Origin of the sequence: Chryseobacterium sp. SNU WT5, from assembly GCF_007362475.1 — a bacterium.
Classification (GTDB): domain Bacteria; phylum Bacteroidota; class Bacteroidia; order Flavobacteriales; family Weeksellaceae; genus Kaistella.
The window spans coordinates 1,511,815-1,531,087 of sequence record NZ_CP041687.1; the positions used below are offsets into that span (position 1 = coordinate 1,511,815).

Below are 19,273 nucleotides of genomic sequence, written 5' to 3' on the forward strand. Positions count from 1 at the left end.
ATACAAATCTTGTACCTTTTTATAAGTGTTATACATTAATAAATTGTTAAAATTCATCCCAAACCTTAGACGAAGAAGGCAATAATAATGTTAATTTTCAATGCTTACCATATCATATAAAAGTCTTATTTTTGAAGGAAATCTTTTATTTATGAACGTGAAAATATTTACTGCTGGTATAGCTTCGTTATTTCTTGCATCTTGTGCCACTCCCAAAATGACTAAAAATTTGAATTACCCCGAAACCAAGAAAATAGATCATGTTGATGAATATTTTGGAACGAAAGTACTGGATCCTTACCGCTGGTTAGAAGATGACCGTGCGGAAGACACAAAAGATTGGGTGCAGAGGGAAGTTGCTTTTACCAATGATTATCTGGCCAAGATTCCTTTCAGAGAAGAAATTCGTGCTGAGTTGAAAGAAATCTGGAATTATGAGAAAATCGGCGCTCCCTTTAAAGAAGGAGATTTTACCTATTTTTATAAAAATGATGGACTGCAGGCACAGTCAGTTTTATATCGAACTAATAAAAAAGGAAAGACGGAAGTTTTTCTAGACCCTAATAAATTCTCGGATAAAGGAACAACTTCTTTAGCTGGCGTTTCTTTTAACAAGAAAGGTACTTTAGTTGCTTATTCGATTTCAGAAGGAGGCAGTGATTGGAATAAAATAATCATTATCAATGCATTAACTAAAAAGAAGTTGGATGAAACGATTATTGATGTCAAGTTTTCTGGAGCTTCATGGTTAGGTGACAAAGGATTTTTCTACTCCAGTTATGACAAACCAAAAGGGAGTGAACTCTCCGCGAAAACCGATACACACAAGGTTTATTTTCATCAGTTAGGGACCAAACAAAGTGCTGATAAACTGATTATCGGTGGCGATGATTTCAAACGACGCTATATGGGCGTTGGTGTTTCTGATGACGAAAGATTTCAGATCTTAAGTGCTTCCGAAGCTACAAATGGCAACGAATTATATATTAAAGATTTAAAAAAGAAAACTGAATTTATCCCCATTCAAAAAGGATATGACGTTAACACGAATGTTGTTGATTCAAAAGGAGATCTGATCTACGCTTTAACCGATAAAGATGCTCCGAATATGCGTCTGGTAAAATTTGATATTAACAAACCAGATGTTTGGACCGATGTTATTCCGGAAACTGAAAATGTACTCAATGTATCTACCGGCGGGGGTTATATTTTTGCTAAATATATGAAAGATGCAGTTACTTCGGTAATGCAATTTGACTACGATGGCAAATTAATCCGTACGATTGATTTACCCGGCATAGGTACTGCGTCTGGGTTTAGCGGGAAAGAAAAAGAAAAAGATCTGTATTTCTCTTTTACCAATTATATTACGCCAGGAACCATTTATAAATTTAATGCAGATAGTGGAGCGGCTGAAGTTTATCAAAAACCGAATGTAAAATTCACTCCTGAAGATTACGTTTCAGAACAGGTATTCTACACCTCAAAAGACGGTACAAAAATTCCGATGATGATTAATTACAAAAAAGGTCTGAAACTCGACGGCAAAAACCCTACGATTCTTTATTCGTACGGTGGCTTCAACATCAGTTTACAACCTTCTTTCTCTGTAGTTAATGCAATCTGGATGGAAAACGGTGGGATTTACGCAGTGCCAAACATTCGTGGTGGTGGAGAATATGGTAAAAAATGGCATGATGCAGGAACGAAAATGCAGAAGAAAAATGTGTTCAATGATTTTATTGCTGCAGGTGAATATTTGCAGAAAAAAGGATATACTTCTAAACAATATATGGCACTTTCCGGACGTTCAAACGGAGGATTACTTGTCGGGGCAACTATGACTATGAGACCTGATCTGGCTAAAGTGGCTTTCCCGGGTGTGGGTGTTTTAGATATGTTGCGGTATAATAAATTCACTGCTGGAGCAGGGTGGAGCTATGATTATGGTACGGCAGAAGATAGCAAAGATATGTTTGAATATCTGAAATCGTATTCCCCACTTCATCAAGTTAAAAAAGGGACGTGTTATCCATCCACAATGATTATCACTAGTGATCATGATGATAGAGTAGTGCCGGCACATTCGTTTAAATTTGGAGCAGAATTACAGGAAAAGCAATCTTGTGGAAACCCGGTTTTAGTACGAATCGAAACTAATGCGGGCCATGGAGCTGGTAGAAGTACAGAACAGGTGATTGGTGAAAACGCTGATATTCTGAGTTTTGCCCTTTATGAAATGGGTTTTGAAGCTTTGAAGAAATAATCAATACTTAATAATACTTAAAACTTCCCGTGATACAAACCGGGAAGTTTTTTCATTTCAAGCAAAGAATAATTCACTAATTTTACGGCATGGAAAAAGAGGAAATCGCCCAATTTTATGACGAATTTTCTGAGAAGCAAATTAAGACAGGTGCTAATGAAAGATTAATTTCATTGTATGAAAAAATGACAAACTTAGGTTTGAAAAAAAATTCTAAAGTGTTAGAACTGGGATGTGGTGTTGGTATTTTCACTAAGCTTCTATCTAGGACGGTGAGCTCGGGAATCATAGAGGCGGTGGATTTAAGTCCTAAAAGTATTCAAATTGCGAAAAAATTAGTGGTAAAAAAGAATATTCATTTTGAGTCCCATGATGTTGTAAAATATCAGCCAAAAAACTCGGAATTTGATTTCATTACTCTAATGGATGTAATTGAGCATATTCCGTTAGATCAACATGATGAACTATTTAGTAATTTATCCCATATCTGTGTTGATAAATCGCATATCTTAATTAATATTCCTAATCCGGATTACCTTAATTTTGCCAGGCATCATCATCCTGAAACATTACAGATGATCGATCAAGAAGTTCATCTTTTTCCCTTGTTAAAACATTTCGAAAAGCATAATCTAGAAATTATTTTTTTTGAAAAATACGGGATTTGGGCAGAAGAGGAATATCATTTCATGGTGGTGAGAAAAAAAAGAGCTTTTAAGCTGAAAAACTGCGGAGAAGATCGTAATTTTTCAAAAAAAGTTATAAAAAAAATAGCAGCGAAAATCGATACATTTAAATATCAATAGTTGCAGAAACATATAGTAGACCCTTTAAAACAATGTCAGATATTATAAAACTTTTACCAGATCATGTTGCCAATCAAATTGCCGCCGGTGAAGTGGTACAGCGACCTGCATCAATTGTAAAAGAATTAATAGAAAACTCAATCGATGCCGGAGCAACCAAAATAGAACTCATTATTCGAGATTCTGGTAAAAATTTAATTCAGGTGGTAGACAATGGCAGTGGGATGAGTGATACCGATGCAAGACTGGCTTTTGAAAGACATGCAACTTCCAAAATAAGTAGTACAGAAGATATTTTTAGAATTTCTACCAAAGGATTTCGTGGCGAAGCGCTAGCATCAATTGCAGCGGTTGCTGAGGTTGAACTGAAGACCAAAACGCATGATGCTACAATAGGAACCAATATTTATATTGAAGGTGGTGGCTTCCAGTTTCAGGAACCTGTTCAAACTACTGAAGGTTCTAATTTTTCTGTAAAAAATCTATTTTATAATGTTCCTGCCAGAAGGAAATTTCTGAAAAATAACAATATTGAATTTCGTCATATTATTGATGAATTTCAGCGTGTAGCTCTAGCTCATGAAAATCTCGATTTTGAGCTTTTCCATAATGATGATATTGTTTTTCGATTACGGAAATCCAGCTTATTACAAAGAATTGTAGATGTTTTTGGCCGGAAATTGCAGCCACTTCTTATTCCCATTAAGGAGGATTTAGGCTGGGTTCAGCTGAATGGATTTGTAGCAAAACCAGAAGGTGCTAAAAAAACCCGAGGTGAACAGTTTTTCTTTGTCAACGGAAGATATTTCCGAAGTGCATATTTTAACAAAGCTGTTCAGGATGCCTTTGAGGGACTGCTTTTACCCGGTTATATTCCTACATTTTTTTTATTCTTAGAGTTAGACCCAGAGAAAGTAGATGTTAATATTCATCCTCAAAAAACAGAAGTCAAATTCGAAGATGAAAACTTAATTTTTGCGTTGGTTCGCTCAACAATCAAAAGAGCTTTAGGAATTTATAATATCTCACCCAGTTTAGATTTCGATCGCGACGCAGGTATGGATGCTTTTATGCAGAATAATAAAGGCAACGGAAGTTTTAAAACTCCAGAAATTGTGGTAGACCGAAATTATAATCCTTTTCTGGAGGAAACACCTTCACCTGGTGAGAAGATTGCCATGACTGAAATTTATCAGCAAAATATTCCGGCAGCACCTTCAAAAATTAATCTTTTTGAAGATGAAGATTTTGATGAAGATTTGATGCGCTTACCCAATGGATACTGGCTTTTAAATAAAAACGGGAAAACCTTGATGCTTGATTTAGGCAGAATGCACCGATTGATCGTGAGTGAAAAAAATGCCAGGAAACAACGTAATAATGAGAAGCACACTCTGCTTTTCTCACTGGAATATCACATGAATGAGATTGAGAAGAATAAATTTCGATCTATTAAAAAGTATTTGCCAGAATTAGGGTTTGATATGATCATTGCAAATGATAACGTACTTAGAATCGATGCTGTTCCACAGGGATTAAAGGAAACACAGGTCATGAAATTTCTTGAAAATCTCTTTGAAATTTTAGAATATAGAACAGAAGATGAATTTCTGGACTTTTACAACAGTCAATGGAATAAAATCCATAGCAAATCGCGCTTTGATTTCCTTTATAAAATCGATGCAGAACAAATGATCAAAGATTTCACCGAATTAGGTTTCCCAGAATTTTTACCGTCTGGTAAAAAATGCTACATTGAACTTCCATTGGAAGAATTAAAAAATAAATTTTAAAATTATGTTCCCAAGACTTACGCCAATCACCAGAAATATCATTATTCTTAACGTCTTATTTTATTTAGCCTCTAATTTCATTGCTTTTCCAAAACTGTATGAGATGTTTTCCGTGTATTACATCGCTTCACCTTATTTCAAAGTTTGGCAAATCATCACGCATATGTTTATGCATGCACCGATGGGGCAAGGGATTGGCTTAACTCACATTCTATTTAATATGCTTACGTTAATGAGTTTTGGACCCGTTTTAGAGCAGGTTTTAGGAGATCGGAAATACATTATTTTATATTTTGCCAGTGGAATAGGAGCATATCTTCTCAACTGTGGCTGGAATTATTTTGAAATTATGCAAGGTGCTGATCCTATGGAGATTTATTCGATCCCAATGATGGGTGCTTCTGGAGCAATATTCGGTGTGGTTGCAGCATTTTCTACCATGTTCCCTGATAACAAGCTCTACTTTATGTTTATTCCTTTTGGTATCAAAGCCAAATATTTATTACCCGGGATTATCGTAATTTCACTGTATCTTGGTTTTAGTGGCTCAATGAGTGGAGTTGCACATTTTGCACATATTGGTGGTGCTTTGATAGGTTATCTTTTAGCCAGAAAATGGAAGAATGATCGGTACCGGGTTAATTAAAAATTACTTTAAGTGAAATTTTTTAAAACGATCCTTACGATCTTTCATCTGGTCGTCATGCTTTTACTTTTAGGAACCTTGCTGAACAGTATTGTTTCACCACATGCTTTTCCTTATATTAATCTTCTGTCCCTGGCTTTCCCGGTATTAATGATTTTAAATCTGGTGCTTTGTCTCTTTTGGATCATTTTATTGATGAAGAGAGCAATTTTTTTTATAGGGCTTTCTCTACTGTTCATTTTGCCCGTAAAAAGATGGATAAACTGGAAAAGTATGGTATTGGAAAAACCAAACCTTAAAGTAGTAACTGTGAATATGAAAGCAGGTCAATTAGGTAGAGAAGAAATCTATACCTATCTTGAAAAAACGAATGCTGATGTAATTTTCGCACAGGAATATGGCAGTGATTTTCGTGTTCGTGGTTATGAAAAGGGAACGGCAAAGTATGAGATTGTTGCAATTAATTCGAAAACGAGAATTATTCATCAGGAGAAATTAGATACGTCGGGAAATGGCAATGCTTTTTATGCTGATATCGAGTTTAATGGCAAGATTATTAGGTTAGTAAATGTCTATCTTAATCCATTTTCGTTTGAAAAGAAGATGGTAAAACCAGTTGAAGATTTCCAGGAGAATAAAGCAAAACTGAAAGATATTTTGAGAAAATTAATTCCGACTTTTAAAATCCATCAACAAGAAATTCGGGCTATTAGAAAAGCCGTTGATGATTCCCCCTATCCTGTGATCTTGGCTGGTGATTTTAATTCTGTACCAAATTCTTATGAGTATTATGAATTAGGAAAGGGTCTTACAGATGCTTTTGTTGAGGTTGGAAGAGGAAGCTCAACTAGTTTTCATGAATATAAGTTCCCGATAAGAATTGATTATATCTTTACTTCAAAAGAAATTAGACCGATCAACTACCGAGTAGATCGTTCGGTAAAAATTTCAGATCACTTTCCGGTTATTGCCGAATTTAGAATCGATTAAAAATGAAAAGCATCCCCTTACTATTAGTTCTTATCTTCTTTTCCTCTTGTGGAAAAGAGAATGTGGCACAAAGCTTAGCTTTTGAAGAAAACAATTCCGTGCCGCCATATGATACCGTGGCGATTGATTCTTTTTCCCAAGGTGCAACCTCAATTGATATTGCGAGGAAAATTGAAATGTCATCTTTTAAATTTCAAGATTCCTTAAAGCAGGTAAAGCTTAAAATTGAAGAGGAGCAATTGCTTAAAAAAGAGAAAGATGAAAAAGCGAGTGCGGAAAAAAAAGCGGAGGAAATAAAAAAGCGGACAGATGCCGAGCCGAAGAAAGCAAAGGATAAAGCTGAAATTGCTAAAACAGAGAAAGCTTTGAATCAGTAATTTTTATTTAAATTTGAGATACTTTAATACGATATAACATGAAAAATTATTTTTTAATAGCTGTCGCTACAGCTGTACTCTTAGTGAGTTGTAAGAAAACGGAAACGAATATTGAAACAGTAGAAAACGCTGATGGGACAATCACTACAACTACTACAGAAAAAGAACATTCTACCACTTTGGATTCAGCAAAGATTGATGCAACGGTGGACCGTGCAAAAGAAAATTTAAATGAGGCTGGAAACAAAATTGACTCGGCGGCGAAAGAAGTTGGGCACGACTTAAAGAAAGCTGGTGAAGACGTAAAAGATGCTGCGGCTAAAGGAGCAGAGAAAGTAGAACAAGGAGCGCAGAAATTAAAAGAAGACCTAAAAAAGAAATAATGATTAAACTGCTGTACTATCAGCAGTTTTTTTATTTAGCTCCAGTAAAGGATCAATGTACTCGCGGTCATTGCTTAACCGCGGCACTTTATTCTGGCCACCCAGTTTCCCTCTTTCAGACATCCAGTTATAGAATAATTGCGGTTTCGCGACATGAATGATTGGTTTCTTCAGGGTCATGTCATTATATCTTTTTGCTTCGTAATCAGAGTTTACAGACTTTAACTGATTGTCAAAAACTTCTGAGAATCGTTCCAGGTCACTTGGTGGGTGACTGAATTCAAAGATCCATTCATGAGCACCACTTTCACCCTGTTTCATAAAAACTGGTGCACCGGTGAAATCAAGGACAGAAGCGCTGGTTGCTTCACAAGCTTTGGTAAGTGCCGTCTCCACATTGTCAATCATGAGCTCTTCTCCAAATGCATTGATGTAATGTTTAGTTCGTCCGGAAACTTTAATTCTATAAGGATGTATCGAAGTAAAACGTACGGTGTCGCCAATCAGATAGCGCCAAAGGCCGCTGTTAGTAGTAATAACCATTGCATAATTTTTACCTATTTCCACCTCTTCTAATGGGATGGCCTGCAAATTATTGAGATCAAATTGCTCCATTGGAATAAATTCGTAGAAAATTCCATAATCTAACATGAGTAACATTTCATCGCTACCATGTTGATCCTGGATTCCGAAAAAGCCTTCTGAAGCGTTATAGATTTCGTAGTAATTAATGTCTTTGCCGATAATTTTACGATACTGTTCACGATAAGGTTTAAAACTGATGCCTCCGTGAAAAAAAACTTCTAGATTAGGCCATAGTTCTGAAATAGTTTTGTGCCCTTTTTCTTCTAAAATCCTTTGCAACAATACCATCATCCAACTGGGAACCCCTGTCAGACTGCCCACTTCTTCGTGGGTTACTTCAGAGATAATCGCATTTAGCTTACTTTCCCATTCCGACATTAAAGAGACTTTCTTGCTGGGCGTTGTTGTTATTTCTACCCAAAACGGAAGATTGTCAATTAAAATCGCTGATAAATCACCAACTTTAGTATTAAAGTTTTCGTAGAAGTCTGCGCTCCCGCCCAACCGTAAATTTTTATTGGTAAAAAGCTGGTTTTCCGGATGATTGTTTGCATAAATGGAGACCAGATCTTTCCCCGCTTTCATGTGACATAATTCTAAGCTTTCATCCGTGATGGGAATGAATTTGCTTTTCGCATTGGTGGTTCCGGATGATTTTGCGAAGTTTTTTACTAGTCCAGGCCAGAAAACGTCACGCTTTCCCTGTCGTGCCTGCTCAATATAGGGTTCGAAATCCTCATAGGTTACAATAGGAACATTTTTTCGAAAATCCTCATAACTTGAAATAGAGCTAAAACCATGAATTTTGCCGTAGTCTGTATTTTCTGCGTAGTATAGCTGTGAGAGTAGCACTCCATTTTGTGTTTCAATTGGGTGATCCATAAAATTCTGGATCTGATCGATCCGCTGGCGGATAAACCAATTGACCACCGTGTTAAAAAGTGCTTTAGTTGCCATATCTACAAATATAATATTTTTTCTGGTAAAGAATATGATGCGTTATATAACAAAAAGATTCCACACTGAAAAGTGTGGAATCTTAACTTTAACTAAATATCTAGTTTTAGCAATATTCTGCGTAAGCACCTTGTAAGTTAGCCGCAATTGCGCCTGCAGGATTACCTTCAATGTGGTGTCTTTCTAGCATGTGAACCAATTCTCCATCTTTGAAAAGCGCGATACATGGTGAACTTGGTGGAAATGGTGCTAAAAATTTTCGTGCTTCATCTACAGCTTCCTTATCTACGCCTGCAAATACGGTGATTAAATTTTCTGGCTTTTTGTCTCCTGTAAGAGAGAAAACGGCTCCTGGTCTAGCAGCACCGGCAGCACAACCACAAACTGAGTTAATCATTAATAGGGTTGTTCCTTCTTTTTTGATTGCGTCTTTTACAGCTTCAGCAGAAGTCAAATCCTGGAATCCTTTATCGGTAAGTTCATGCTTCATTGGCATTACTAAATCATCTGGGTACATATTTTTTAATTTTAAGAGTTAAACAATTGAAGTGTAAAATTAATCCTTTTTTACTAAATCTCTTCCCCCTGAAATCTATCAAAACAATACCAATTATCTATTGAGACTTTTTGGCTGATTTGGCTGTCAGTTTTTTAGCAAGACTTCCAATGGTTAATCCTTGAAATATAATGGAGAAAAGAACAATAATGTACGTGATTGCGACGAACATATCACCGAAATTTTCTCTGGGTAAGGCTAGCGCTAGCGCAACTGAAATACCACCGCGAAGCCCACCCCAAACTAAAATAGGAAAGGAATTTTCTTCAAATTTTACCCGTTTTTTAAGTAATAAAAATGGTATTCCTACTGATACGAATCGTGCAAATAGGACAATGAAAATTGCAATTATGCCTATGAAAATATAAATATTCTCAAAATCAATAACTAACAATTCTAGACCGATCAATAGAAATAGAACAGCATTCAAAATCTCGTCAAGCATTTCCCAGAATTTATCGATGTATTCTTCGGTAATTCTACTCATTCCAACAGCACGGCCTCGATTTCCTATGAAGATTCCTGCTACTACCATTGCCAATGGTCCGCTGATGTGCAGAAAAGATGCCATCCAGTAACCTCCCATAACCATGGCTAAAGTGATCATTACTTCTACTGAATAATCATCAATGGTCTTCAGCACATATGTACCCACACTTCCTAAAATGGTCCCCAGTAAAATACCGCCACCAGCTTCTTTTAAGAATAGTAAAGCAATATCGGAGATTCCCATATTTGCGAACCCTACTTTTGAAATTTCGTAGATTGCGACAAATATAACAACCGCCACACCGTCATTAAATAGGCTTTCTCCAGAAATTTTAGTTTCTAATGATTTCGGGATATTTGCTGATTTTAATATTCCCAAAACTGCGATGGGATCTGTGGGAGAAATTAAGGCTCCGAAAAGCAAACAACTGATAAAAGGCACTGCTAAACCAAACGCCTGTAAAAGCAAGTACATTAATGCGCCGACAATCGCTGTAGAAATAAGAACGCCTATGGTAGAAAAGGCAATAATAGGAGCTCGTTCTGATTTGATATCATTTAACCTGATGTGTATAGAGCCTGCAAAGAGTAGAAAGCTTAACATTACTTCCATAAGCACGGTGTAGAAATCAATCGACAAAATCATTTTTTTTGTCTGAACAAAGAGATCTGGAAAGTAGGAAGCTGCTAAAACAATTCCCAAAGAGGTAAGTAATGCAATAATCATCACGCCAATGGTTCTTGGTAACTTTAGAAATCTTTTATTAAAATATCCGAAAGCTGCCGCAAGCACGATGATGATTGTAAAATAATGGTAAACCTGCATGAGGAAAATTTCTCTAAAGATAAGAAATCAATAAAAAACCCGAAGCATAAAATGCTCCGGGTTTCAATCAAATCGATATGCAAAGGTTGAATATCCTAATTAATATTAAGAAAGTAATTTTTTCGCCATCTCGGAAATGCTTTTTCCGTCACTTTTTCCAGCAAGTGTTTTACCTGCCATTCCCATTACTTTTCCTAGATCTTTTGCGCTGCTTGCACCAGTTTCTGCGATAATACTTCTCATCGCCGTTTCCAATTCTTCACTGGTCATTTGTTTAGGTAAAAACTTCTCTATCACTCTACTCTGCGCTTCTTCAACTTCAGCTAGATCGCTTCTATTTTGGGCGGTGAACTGGTCATAAGAATCTTTACGCTGCTTGATCATTCTTTGCAAAATAGCAATTTCTTGCTCTTGGGAAACTTCAGCTCCTTTGGCTTCAGTCTTCAGTAGCAGAATCTGAGATTTCACTGCGCGCAGGGCGTCTAAGGCTACTTTATCTTTAGCGCGCATCGCGTCTTTGATCGCGTCGCTTATGATGATTTCTAAACTCATAATTTTGATTTGGTGATTAAATGATTTGACGATGCGTTAATTAAAAACGAGCACATTATCATCTCATAACAATATTTCTAATCTACGTCTTTATTCAAAAAACGGTTTTCTCTTACTTGCATTTTTCCATCGCTTTCTGCGAGAAAATTACTTATTTTCTGTTCCGATGCATTTTCCTGTCCGATAGAAATGTTTTTTCTTCGGAAAGCGGGAATAGTCTCGAATTCATTTTCTGGTTCGAAGTTCTGATATCGAGAATTAAATTGTTTTAATTTGTTTCTACGTTCCAAAACTTTGTCACTATTGGTAGTTTTAGTAATGAAAGTGAAATCATCTTCCACTTCAAACAAAGATTTTTCTTCTATTTTTTGTTCCACCTTAGGCTCGGATTTCTGAACCGGTACTTCTTCTTTAAGGATTACCTTTTGTTGTGGTGTTTCAACTTTGGGTTCCTCAATCGGTTCGTTTACGAAAAAACTGAATTCCATTGGCTTTTGTTCCGAGAAAGAATGATCTTTTGCTGGTGCTTCGTCCACTTTTTTATCTTCTGTTTCAAAAGAAAAAGATTGGGAAAGGGGTTCGTTACTCAATTCGTCATCATAAGTGAAAAGATCAAAATCATTTTTGTCTTCTTCTTGCTGATAGCTTGGTGCAGAGTAATCTTCAATATCAAATTGATTTTCTTCTTTTGTAATTTCTTTTTCTACGATCATTTTAGTTTCTGTAGACCTTACTGTGAAGTCATTTGTAGGAAACTCATCTTCATCATCTAAAATGAAAAGATTTTTAGATCGCGGATTTTCGTTATAAATTTCTTGTTTTTCGGCGTTCGATTTAAAAACAGCTTCTCTTTTTGTAGCAGGTTCAATAGAGTCAGATAAAGTGAATTTTACCTTCTCTGTCACTCCTGTCGTTTTGTGATGATCTTTAGAAAAACCAGTAGCAATTACCAACACGCTTACCGCATCTCCTAGTTCTTCGTCGGTACCAACTCCGAATATAATATCGGCTGTATTACCAGCTTCCTGTTGGATATGGTCCATGATTACTCCGATTTCATCCATGGTCACTTCTTCAGTACCACTTCTGATCAAGAGTAGAACATTTTTCGCTCCGGTTATTTTATTATCATTCAATAATGGTGAGTCCAATGCTTTTTTCACTGCTTCTTCGGCTTTGTTTTCACCTGAGGCAACTCCATTTGACATTAAGGCGGTTCCAGAATTTGCAAGTACAGATTTCGCATCCCGGAAGTCAATATTTACATCGAAGTAACCAGTAATAACTTCTGCCATTCCTTTTGCAGCGTTAGTTAACACTTCATCTGCTTTAGAAAAACCTGATTTAAAACCAAGATTTCCGTATTGTTGACGCAGTTTGTCATTATTAATGACAATCAGTGAATCCACGTTATTGCGTAGTTTGTCCAAACCTAATTCAGCTTGATCCAATCTTCGTTTTCCTTCAAAACTAAAAGGTACGGTAACGATTCCTACAGTAAGGATTCCCATATCTTTCGCCACTTTTGCAATCACAGGTGCAGCGCCCGTTCCGGTTCCACCACCCATTCCGGCCGTAATGAAAACCATTTTGGTGTTTTGTCCCATCGCAGCTTTTATATCTTCGATACTTTCGATGGCAGCTTTTTCACCTACCTCAGGATCGGCTCCAGCGCCAAGTCCCTCTGTGATAGTTACTCCTAACTGCACTTTATTTGCGACAGGATTATTATCCAGCGTCTGCGAATCGGTGTTGCATATTACGAAATCTACTCCGTAGATTCCTCTTTCGTACATGTGTTTTAATGCGTTGTTTCCACCGCCGCCAACTCCAATTACTTTAATTATTGATGAATTTCCTTTTGGTAAATCAAATGAAAATCCAGGGGTGTTTATATTGTCCATAGTCTTGGTTTTTTATTTATTCAACTTCTTCAAAGAATTTTTTTACGCTTTCCATTATCTTTTGACCGATAGTCAACTTATTTTTTCTTTTTTCTTCAGCACGATTTCCCAGGTGCTCTTCAACCACTGCGTTATCTTGCAAGATAGGTTCTTCTGTTATTGCGTTTTCGCTTTCAGGAGAAGAATTTTGGATAGGCTCTAATTCTGCTGTTTCTGGGATGGCTTTTTTATCTCTAATTTTCAAACTTTCCATCAGTAATCCGATTGCAGTAGCATATTCCGGACCTTTTAAGAGTTGACTCTTGTCATTGACCACATATTCATTGGCAAAACCGATTCTGCTGTCGAAACCTGTAGTGTAATTTGCTAATTGTCGAAGATGCCGAAGGTTTGATCCACCACCTGTTAGAACGATTCCAGCGATTAATTTTTTCTTTTGTTCGAAAGCACCGTATGCTTTCAATTCTGTGTTTACCATTTCCAAAATTTCTTCCACTCTAGCATTAACGATCTGTGCTAAAGTTTTTAATGAAATTTCTTTATCAGGTCTTCCGTGTAATCCTGGAATGGTAACGAAAGTGGTGTCTTTTTCTAATTCAGGAACCGCAGATCCAAAATTCACTTTCAGTTTTTCTGCGTGTTTTTCGATGATTGAACAACCTTCTTTAATGTCGTCGGTAATAATGCCACCACCATAAGGAATGACGCATGTATGGCGAATAATATTGTCTTTGAATATCGCAATATCTGTTGTGCCACCACCGATATCTACGATCGCAACTCCAGCTTCTTTTTCTTCTTTTGTAAGAACTGCTTCTGATGATGCGAGTGGTTCAAGCGTTAATGCTTCCATTTCTAAACCTGCCTCACGAACACATCTTGCTATGTTTCTAATGCTACCCATTTGGCCAACTACCACATGAAAATTAGCTTCTAAACGGGTTCCATGCATTCCTACAGGTTCTTGGATCTCACCTTGAGAGTCTACTTTATATTCTTGAGGAAGAACATGAATGATTTCTTCACCCGGCAACATAACCAGCTGCTTAACCTGATCTTTTAATTTTTCGATATCCTCATCAGTAATAAATTGATCCGGATTTTCTCTCATGATGTAATCCGAATGTTGAAGTGATCGGATATGTTTGCCAGCGATACCTACAGTAACATGATGTATGGGAACACCAGAACTTGATTGCGCCTGTGCTATAGCAGCCTTAATAGACTGAATTGTTTGGGAAATATTGTTTACAATACCTTTGTGAACTCCTAAACTCTTTGCTGTTCCAACGCCGAGAACTTCAATTTTTCCGTGGGCGTTTCGTCGTCCGACAATGGCCACAATCTTAGTGGTACCGATGTCGAGGCCTACTGAATACTCGTTATTTTCCATTTTATATGTCGATTTGATTTTTTATATTCTTAAAAAAATCCTTTATTTTTCTAAACTTTCGTTAGAGGACTTTTTACGCTATTCTATTTTAACTTTTCCTTTTGGTTTGCTTTCCGGTTTTTGAATTACCTTCTTGGGTGATTTTTTTTCTATTTCCTTTTTCGGCTGACTGGTTTTTGGTTTAGTCTCTACAATGACTTTGGGTTGTTGCTTTTGTTCATTGAGAATTCTTTTCTCTGCCTCTTCTTTTTTCTTTTTAATAAGCGGCAATTTTTCCAATTCCTTTTTACCTACGGCGATAATGCTGTCATTATCTTTATATTTAGGATTTAGCGTGGTAACAATTTGGTTATCATATTTCACCGATACCTTGGTGTATTTTTCCGGTTGTTGGTAGATCAGATATTTTTCAACAAATGCCTTAAATCCTTTTACTTTTAAATCTATATTTTCCAGATCACCAATTTCTACATTGAAATATCCTTCGTTGGTCAGCAAGTCATAATTATCTTTAGATTTAGATATTCCTATGAAATATCTTTTACTGAACTCATCATGATTTATTTTCTGAATCAATTCTGCCAACTTTACATATTCTGATTTCTTTACGTCACCCATGACCAGCATGCAAGGGAACGAATAGTTTTGTGAAGTTGGAAATTCAGTTCCCTTTTCATCTACGTAAAAATCCCGATTATCTTTATTTAAGCGGAATGCTGGCACCCTTTGTTTGATCTCTAAATTTAGACTCCCGTTTAAGTTCAAATAAACATTTGCACTATCCACGGCTGGTAGTTGATTCAATTTTTTCTCTAATTCCGGAATGTTGATATCTCCAATTTTTTTTGTTGGATTCGATTTTTTCACCAACTCTTTTACCTCTTTTTCATCGATAAAATAAACTGGGTTTTTAGTCTTTGTCATTTTCACGGAGATTTTCTCCATGGGTCTATCGTTGAATCTTTTCAATGAAAAACTCAGCAGAAACCCAAACAGGATTACTGTCACTAAAATTTTTAATATTCTGAATTTATTTTTCATTTCCTATCTGAGAGCCATTCTACAATTCCGTCGTTTAAAGTATCGATATTTCCTGCGCCAACCGTTAACAATACATCAAATTCTTTTTCTTTTATTTTGTTAAAGGTTTCTTCCAAAGTGGAAACTTCCTTTTTCTCTAATTCTATTTTATCCAATAACCATTCGGATGTAATTCCCTCGAAGTTTTCTTGTAATTCTCTCGCGGGATAAATATCCAAGAGTATCAATTCATCCGCTTTATCTAAACTATCAGCAAATGCATCTGCGAAATCTCGTGTTCTACTGAAAAGATGGGGTTGAAAAACCACTAACAATTTCTTGTTAGGGTAGAAGGTTTTAATCGAACCAATTACTGCATTTAATTCCGTTGGATGATGTGCGTAATCATCGATATAAATTTTGCCACTTTCGAAGTTATGTTTCGTATAGCGTCTTTTAATTCCCTTGAAACTTGCAATCCCTTTCTTCAAAGTCTCAAAATCCACTCCGAAACTATTTAATAATGCAATCGCAGCAGTTGCATTTTCAACATTATGAATTCCTGGGATTTCCCATATAAAATCATCTATTTCTTCTGTTGGCGAATGAAAGTCGAAATGGATCTTATCGCCAATTTCTCTAACATTATCCGAGTAATAATCAGCTTCTTCATTTACTGCATACGTTTTTGTTTCTCGACCTATGCTAATTCCTTTTCTTACAAATAGTTGTTGACCTTTCGGAACTAAATCCGCAAAATCCTGAAATCCTTTTTGAATGGTTGCGTTATCACCATAAATATCCAAATGATCGGCATCGGTTGAAGTAATCACCGCCCAATCCGGAGAAAGGGTAAGGAAACTTCTATCGTATTCATCAGCTTCAACAACCGAAATGTCATTTCCTTTGAAATGGAAATTTGATTTAAAGTTTTCAGCGATTCCACCCAAAAAACAAGAGAATGGAAGATTTGCTTCTTCACATAAATGCGCTACCAAAGAGGAGGTTGTCGTTTTCCCGTGGGTGCCTGCAATTGCTATACAATCGGTGTTTTCGGTAATCATTCCAAGAACTTTCGCTCTTTTTAAAACATCAAATTTATTATCATTAAAGTAATTAAGTAGATCCAGTTTTTTAATTGCTGGAGTATAGATTACCAACGTATTTTCTGGTTGTAGATTTTTGATTCTGTCATCGATATGATCTTCAAACTGTATGTTGATACCTTCTTCAACCAAAGCTTTTGTAAGCTTGGTGTGCATTTTATCATAACCCAACACGGTTTTCCCAGAGGCGTTGAAATAGCGAGCTAAAGCACTCATTCCGATGCCACCGATTCCTACGAAGTAGAAGTTCTGATATGTTGTTAAGGGTTTCATTTTATGCTTTGATATTTAAGGATGATAAAATTTCATCTACAATTTCTTCAGTTGCTAAAGGTTTTGCGAAGAATTTTAAATTCTCACTCATCTCATTTCGAACTTTTTCGTTTTCACAAATCTCCATCAAGGTCGTCCAGAATTTCTCTGCCATCTCCGTATCTTTAACCATTCTGGCTGCATTCTTTTCAACTAAAGTCATCGCATTTTTGGTTTGATGATCTTCCGCTGCAAAAGGAAATGGAACCAAAAGCACTGGTTTCTGTGCCATTGCCAATTCTGATATAGCAATCGCTCCAGCTCTGGAAACGATTACATCTGCTGCTGAATAGGCCAAAGCCATATCGGCAATAAATTCTTTCAACTGAATTTGTGATTGATGATTCGATATTTTAGAATCTTCAGTCAAACTTTTATAATCCAGTTTGCCAGTTTGCCAAATCAGCTGAAAATCTTTCTCTATAAGTTTCTCTATATTTTCTTTCCAACCATTGTTCAACGTTCGTGAACCCAAAGATCCACCAACAGAAAGAATGGTCAGTTTATTTTTATCTAAACCTAATTTCTCTTTTGCCGAATCCATTTCCACCAAATCAGTAATGATGTTTTTTCGGATTGGATTTCCAAGGAAAAAAGTTTTGGTTTTCGGGAAGAAATGATCCATATTTGGATAAGCAGTAAAAACTCCTTTCGCTTTTCTGGACAAAAATTTATTTGTTTTTCCAGGCAAAGAATTCTGCTCCTGAACGAAAATAGGGATGCCTAAATTTGCCGCCATATAAAGTGCAGGTCCACTTGCAAATCCTCCGGTTCCTATTGCGAAGTCCGGTTGAAATTGTTTAATTGTTGTTCTTGCTTTGGCTAAACTTGAAAGCAACTTAAAAGGCAATCCGATATTTTTCAATAAATTCCCGCGATCAAATCCCGCGATATTTAAACCTATTATTTTGAACCCTGATTGTGGAACTTTTTCCATTTCCATTTTACCATTGGCTCCGATGAAAAAAAATTCTGCTTCAGGAAATCTGTTTTGGATTTCCTGCGCAATCGCAATCGCCGGAAAGATGTGTCCTCCGGTTCCGCCGCCGCTCATTAGAATTTTTATTTTTTTGTTCATGTTTTATGCGATATCATTTATTTCTTCGATACTCTGTTTTTTGCCCATTCCTTCTTCATCATATACCTGTATTCTGGAACTTACATTTAAAATGATTCCCAGCTGAATATAGGTCACCAGCATTGATGTTCCACCGTAACTAATCAAAGGCAGTGGTTGTCCGGTCACAGGAATCAGATTTACCGCCACAGCAATATTTACCGAAAGCTGTACAAAAATCATTGTGCCTAAACTTAAGACCAGCAAGCTCCCAAAGAAAGCCGGCATTTTACTGGCGATCATCACGATCCGTATTATCATTATTAAATAGAGCGCTATTAATACCATTGCTCCAATAAACCCGTATTCTTCAACAATAATGGCAAAAATAAAATCTGAGGCAGACTGTGGAAGCATCTGTTTCAAAGCGCTTTTTCCGGGTCCCATTCCGGCAATTCCACCATGTACAATTGCGGCTTTGGCTTGCATCACCTGATAGTTTTTTGCTTTATCTACCTCATCCTCAACTTGGCTTTCCTTCTTTGTGAAGGTTTCGATACGACTCATCCAGGTATGTACTCGATTATTACCAATCAAATCTGTTTTTAAAGCCAAAAACATGAAAATACCTATAAACACGGATGATATTCCTACGAAGCCAAGAATGTATTTTTTGTTAAGTTGACCAATAAACATAACGATTAGGGAAACCATTAAAATCATTAAAGCAGTAGAGCCATTGTCTTTTGCCACGAGTATGAATACCAGCAGAACCGGTCCGAAAATATAGAATATATTCTCTATCGGAAGCCGTTCTCTTTTGATTTTCTTAGTTAAATATCGACAGAGATAAATTACTAACATTAAATACGCGAAAGAAGAGGGCTGGAAAGATATTGGTGTTCCCGGAATTTTTAACCATCGTGAAGCCGAAGCGCCATCAATTGTTTGCCCTGAAACCATTGTTAAACCCAGCAGAACAATCATAAACGCTAACAGAATACTGCTGAGTTTACCGATATGCTCGTACTTAAACACCCCGACAAAGCGCATGATTGCCAAACCAAGTACTACGAAAAAAGTATGTTTAATAAGGTGCGAAGTTGTAGTTCCGCTGTTAACAATATATTCTAAATTGGAGCTGGCAGAGTAGACGGGGAATACCGAGAAGAACGAAATCAATAAGATCACGCTCCATAGCACCTTGTCGCCTTTTAACAATTCAAATTTGTATTCTCTTTCCTGCATTTTTAAT

At 36.5% G+C, this 19,273-nt stretch carries 17 protein-coding genes; 7 read left to right on the top strand and 10 right to left on the bottom strand.

What is annotated here, in order from left to right; all coding sequences use genetic code 11:
* Positions 1 to 151: 151 nt before the first annotated feature.
* From FNJ88_RS07225 to FNJ88_RS07255, 7 genes are all read left to right on the top strand, one after another.
* Entirely contained in the window at positions 152 to 2,266 is a 2,115-nt protein-coding gene (locus FNJ88_RS07225) for a prolyl oligopeptidase family serine peptidase (RefSeq protein WP_143852537.1), read from the top strand.
* An 89-nt stretch (positions 2,267 to 2,355) separates the two neighbouring features.
* A complete protein-coding gene (locus FNJ88_RS07230; RefSeq protein ID WP_143852538.1) occupies positions 2,356 to 3,072 on the top strand; it encodes a class I SAM-dependent methyltransferase in 717 nt (238 codons plus the stop codon).
* A gap of 32 nt (positions 3,073 to 3,104) precedes the next feature.
* Positions 3,105 to 4,865: a DNA mismatch repair endonuclease MutL gene (gene mutL / locus FNJ88_RS07235; RefSeq protein WP_143852539.1), complete on the top strand. Its 1,761-nt coding sequence runs from the start codon at positions 3,105 to 3,107 to the stop codon at positions 4,863 to 4,865.
* Positions 4,866 to 4,869: 4 nt separating this feature from the next.
* Positions 4,870 to 5,511, top strand: coding sequence for a rhomboid family intramembrane serine protease (locus FNJ88_RS07240; protein ID WP_143852540.1), 642 nt, complete (start codon positions 4,870 to 4,872; stop codon positions 5,509 to 5,511).
* Between the two features lie 12 nt (positions 5,512 to 5,523).
* The gene (locus FNJ88_RS07245; RefSeq protein WP_143852541.1) at positions 5,524 to 6,501 is read left to right on the top strand and encodes an endonuclease/exonuclease/phosphatase family protein; all 978 of its coding nucleotides are present in this window, start codon (positions 5,524 to 5,526) and stop codon (positions 6,499 to 6,501) included.
* Between the two features lie 2 nt (positions 6,502 to 6,503).
* A complete protein-coding gene (locus FNJ88_RS07250; RefSeq protein ID WP_143852542.1) occupies positions 6,504 to 6,878 on the top strand; it encodes a hypothetical protein in 375 nt (124 codons plus the stop codon).
* Between the two features lie 38 nt (positions 6,879 to 6,916).
* On the top strand, positions 6,917 to 7,261 hold the full coding sequence (locus tag FNJ88_RS07255) for a hypothetical protein (protein WP_143852543.1): 345 nt from the start codon (positions 6,917 to 6,919) through the stop codon (positions 7,259 to 7,261).
* A gap of 3 nt (positions 7,262 to 7,264) precedes the next feature.
* Here the strand turns inward: FNJ88_RS07255 and FNJ88_RS07260 are convergent, their stop codons facing one another.
* The 10 genes from FNJ88_RS07260 to FNJ88_RS07305 form a co-directional block, all read right to left on the bottom strand.
* Positions 7,265 to 8,803, bottom strand: coding sequence for a GH3 auxin-responsive promoter family protein (locus FNJ88_RS07260; protein WP_143852544.1), 1,539 nt, complete (start codon positions 8,801 to 8,803; stop codon positions 7,265 to 7,267).
* A gap of 106 nt (positions 8,804 to 8,909) precedes the next feature.
* Entirely contained in the window at positions 8,910 to 9,320 is a 411-nt protein-coding gene (locus FNJ88_RS07265) for a BrxA/BrxB family bacilliredoxin (protein ID WP_143852545.1), read from the bottom strand.
* 97 nt (positions 9,321 to 9,417) lie between these two features.
* On the bottom strand, positions 9,418 to 10,674 hold the full coding sequence (locus FNJ88_RS07270; protein ID WP_143852546.1) for a cation:proton antiporter: 1,257 nt from the start codon (positions 10,672 to 10,674) through the stop codon (positions 9,418 to 9,420).
* A gap of 105 nt (positions 10,675 to 10,779) precedes the next feature.
* Positions 10,780 to 11,226, bottom strand: a complete 447-nt coding sequence (locus tag FNJ88_RS07275; RefSeq protein ID WP_143852547.1) for a GatB/YqeY domain-containing protein — start codon at positions 11,224 to 11,226, stop codon at positions 10,780 to 10,782.
* A gap of 77 nt (positions 11,227 to 11,303) precedes the next feature.
* On the bottom strand, positions 11,304 to 13,130 hold the full coding sequence (ftsZ, locus tag FNJ88_RS07280) for a cell division protein FtsZ (protein WP_143852548.1): 1,827 nt from the start codon (positions 13,128 to 13,130) through the stop codon (positions 11,304 to 11,306).
* Positions 13,131 to 13,146: 16 nt separating this feature from the next.
* A complete protein-coding gene (gene ftsA, locus FNJ88_RS07285; RefSeq protein ID WP_143852549.1) occupies positions 13,147 to 14,523 on the bottom strand; it encodes a cell division protein FtsA in 1,377 nt (458 codons plus the stop codon).
* A 78-nt stretch (positions 14,524 to 14,601) separates the two neighbouring features.
* Positions 14,602 to 15,468 carry a cell division protein FtsQ gene (locus FNJ88_RS07290; protein ID WP_317132167.1) on the bottom strand — a complete coding sequence of 289 codons (867 nt, stop codon included), beginning with the start codon at positions 15,466 to 15,468 and terminating at the stop codon, positions 14,602 to 14,604.
* 92 nt (positions 15,469 to 15,560) lie between these two features.
* Complete coding sequence (murC, locus tag FNJ88_RS07295) at positions 15,561 to 16,922, bottom strand: UDP-N-acetylmuramate--L-alanine ligase (RefSeq protein ID WP_143852550.1); 1,362 nt, start codon at positions 16,920 to 16,922, stop codon at positions 15,561 to 15,563.
* A gap of 1 nt (position 16,923) precedes the next feature.
* Positions 16,924 to 18,039 (bottom strand): undecaprenyldiphospho-muramoylpentapeptide beta-N-acetylglucosaminyltransferase, encoded by a 1,116-nt coding sequence (murG, locus tag FNJ88_RS07300; RefSeq protein WP_143852551.1) that lies wholly within the window; start codon positions 18,037 to 18,039, stop codon positions 16,924 to 16,926.
* 3 nt (positions 18,040 to 18,042) lie between these two features.
* Positions 18,043 to 19,266, bottom strand: a complete 1,224-nt coding sequence (locus FNJ88_RS07305; protein WP_143852552.1) for an FtsW/RodA/SpoVE family cell cycle protein — start codon at positions 19,264 to 19,266, stop codon at positions 18,043 to 18,045.
* Positions 19,267 to 19,273 lie beyond the last annotated feature (7 nt).

What these genes read in the sequence shown, in the direction of transcription:
- FNJ88_RS07230 (WP_143852538.1), top strand. Translation starts at nt 2,356, where the DNA reads ATGGAAAAAGAGGAAATCGCCCAATTTTATGACGAATTTTCTGAGAAG.
- FNJ88_RS07255 (WP_143852543.1), top strand. Translation starts at nt 6,917, where the DNA reads ATGAAAAATTATTTTTTAATAGCTGTCGCTACAGCTGTACTCTTAGTG.
- ftsZ (WP_143852548.1), bottom strand. Translation starts at nt 13,130, where the DNA reads ATGGACAATATAAACACCCCTGGATTTTCATTTGATTTACCAAAAGGA.
- FNJ88_RS07305 (WP_143852552.1), bottom strand. Translation starts at nt 19,266, where the DNA reads ATGCAGGAAAGAGAATACAAATTTGAATTGTTAAAAGGCGACAAGGTG.
- FNJ88_RS07270 (WP_143852546.1), bottom strand. Translation starts at nt 10,674, where the DNA reads ATGCAGGTTTACCATTATTTTACAATCATCATCGTGCTTGCGGCAGCT.
- FNJ88_RS07260 (WP_143852544.1), bottom strand. Translation starts at nt 8,803, where the DNA reads ATGGCAACTAAAGCACTTTTTAACACGGTGGTCAATTGGTTTATCCGC.
- murC (WP_143852550.1), bottom strand. Translation starts at nt 16,922, where the DNA reads ATGAAACCCTTAACAACATATCAGAACTTCTACTTCGTAGGAATCGGT.
- mutL (WP_143852539.1), top strand. Translation starts at nt 3,105, where the DNA reads ATGTCAGATATTATAAAACTTTTACCAGATCATGTTGCCAATCAAATT.
- murG (WP_143852551.1), bottom strand. Translation starts at nt 18,039, where the DNA reads ATGAACAAAAAAATAAAAATTCTAATGAGCGGCGGCGGAACCGGAGGA.
- FNJ88_RS07225 (WP_143852537.1), top strand. Translation starts at nt 152, where the DNA reads ATGAACGTGAAAATATTTACTGCTGGTATAGCTTCGTTATTTCTTGCA.
- FNJ88_RS07250 (WP_143852542.1), top strand. Translation starts at nt 6,504, where the DNA reads ATGAAAAGCATCCCCTTACTATTAGTTCTTATCTTCTTTTCCTCTTGT.
- FNJ88_RS07240 (WP_143852540.1), top strand. Translation starts at nt 4,870, where the DNA reads ATGTTCCCAAGACTTACGCCAATCACCAGAAATATCATTATTCTTAAC.
- FNJ88_RS07290 (WP_317132167.1), bottom strand. Translation starts at nt 15,468, where the DNA reads ATGGAGAAAATCTCCGTGAAAATGACAAAGACTAAAAACCCAGTTTAT.
- ftsA (WP_143852549.1), bottom strand. Translation starts at nt 14,523, where the DNA reads ATGGAAAATAACGAGTATTCAGTAGGCCTCGACATCGGTACCACTAAG.
- FNJ88_RS07265 (WP_143852545.1), bottom strand. Translation starts at nt 9,320, where the DNA reads ATGTACCCAGATGATTTAGTAATGCCAATGAAGCATGAACTTACCGAT.
- FNJ88_RS07275 (WP_143852547.1), bottom strand. Translation starts at nt 11,226, where the DNA reads ATGAGTTTAGAAATCATCATAAGCGACGCGATCAAAGACGCGATGCGC.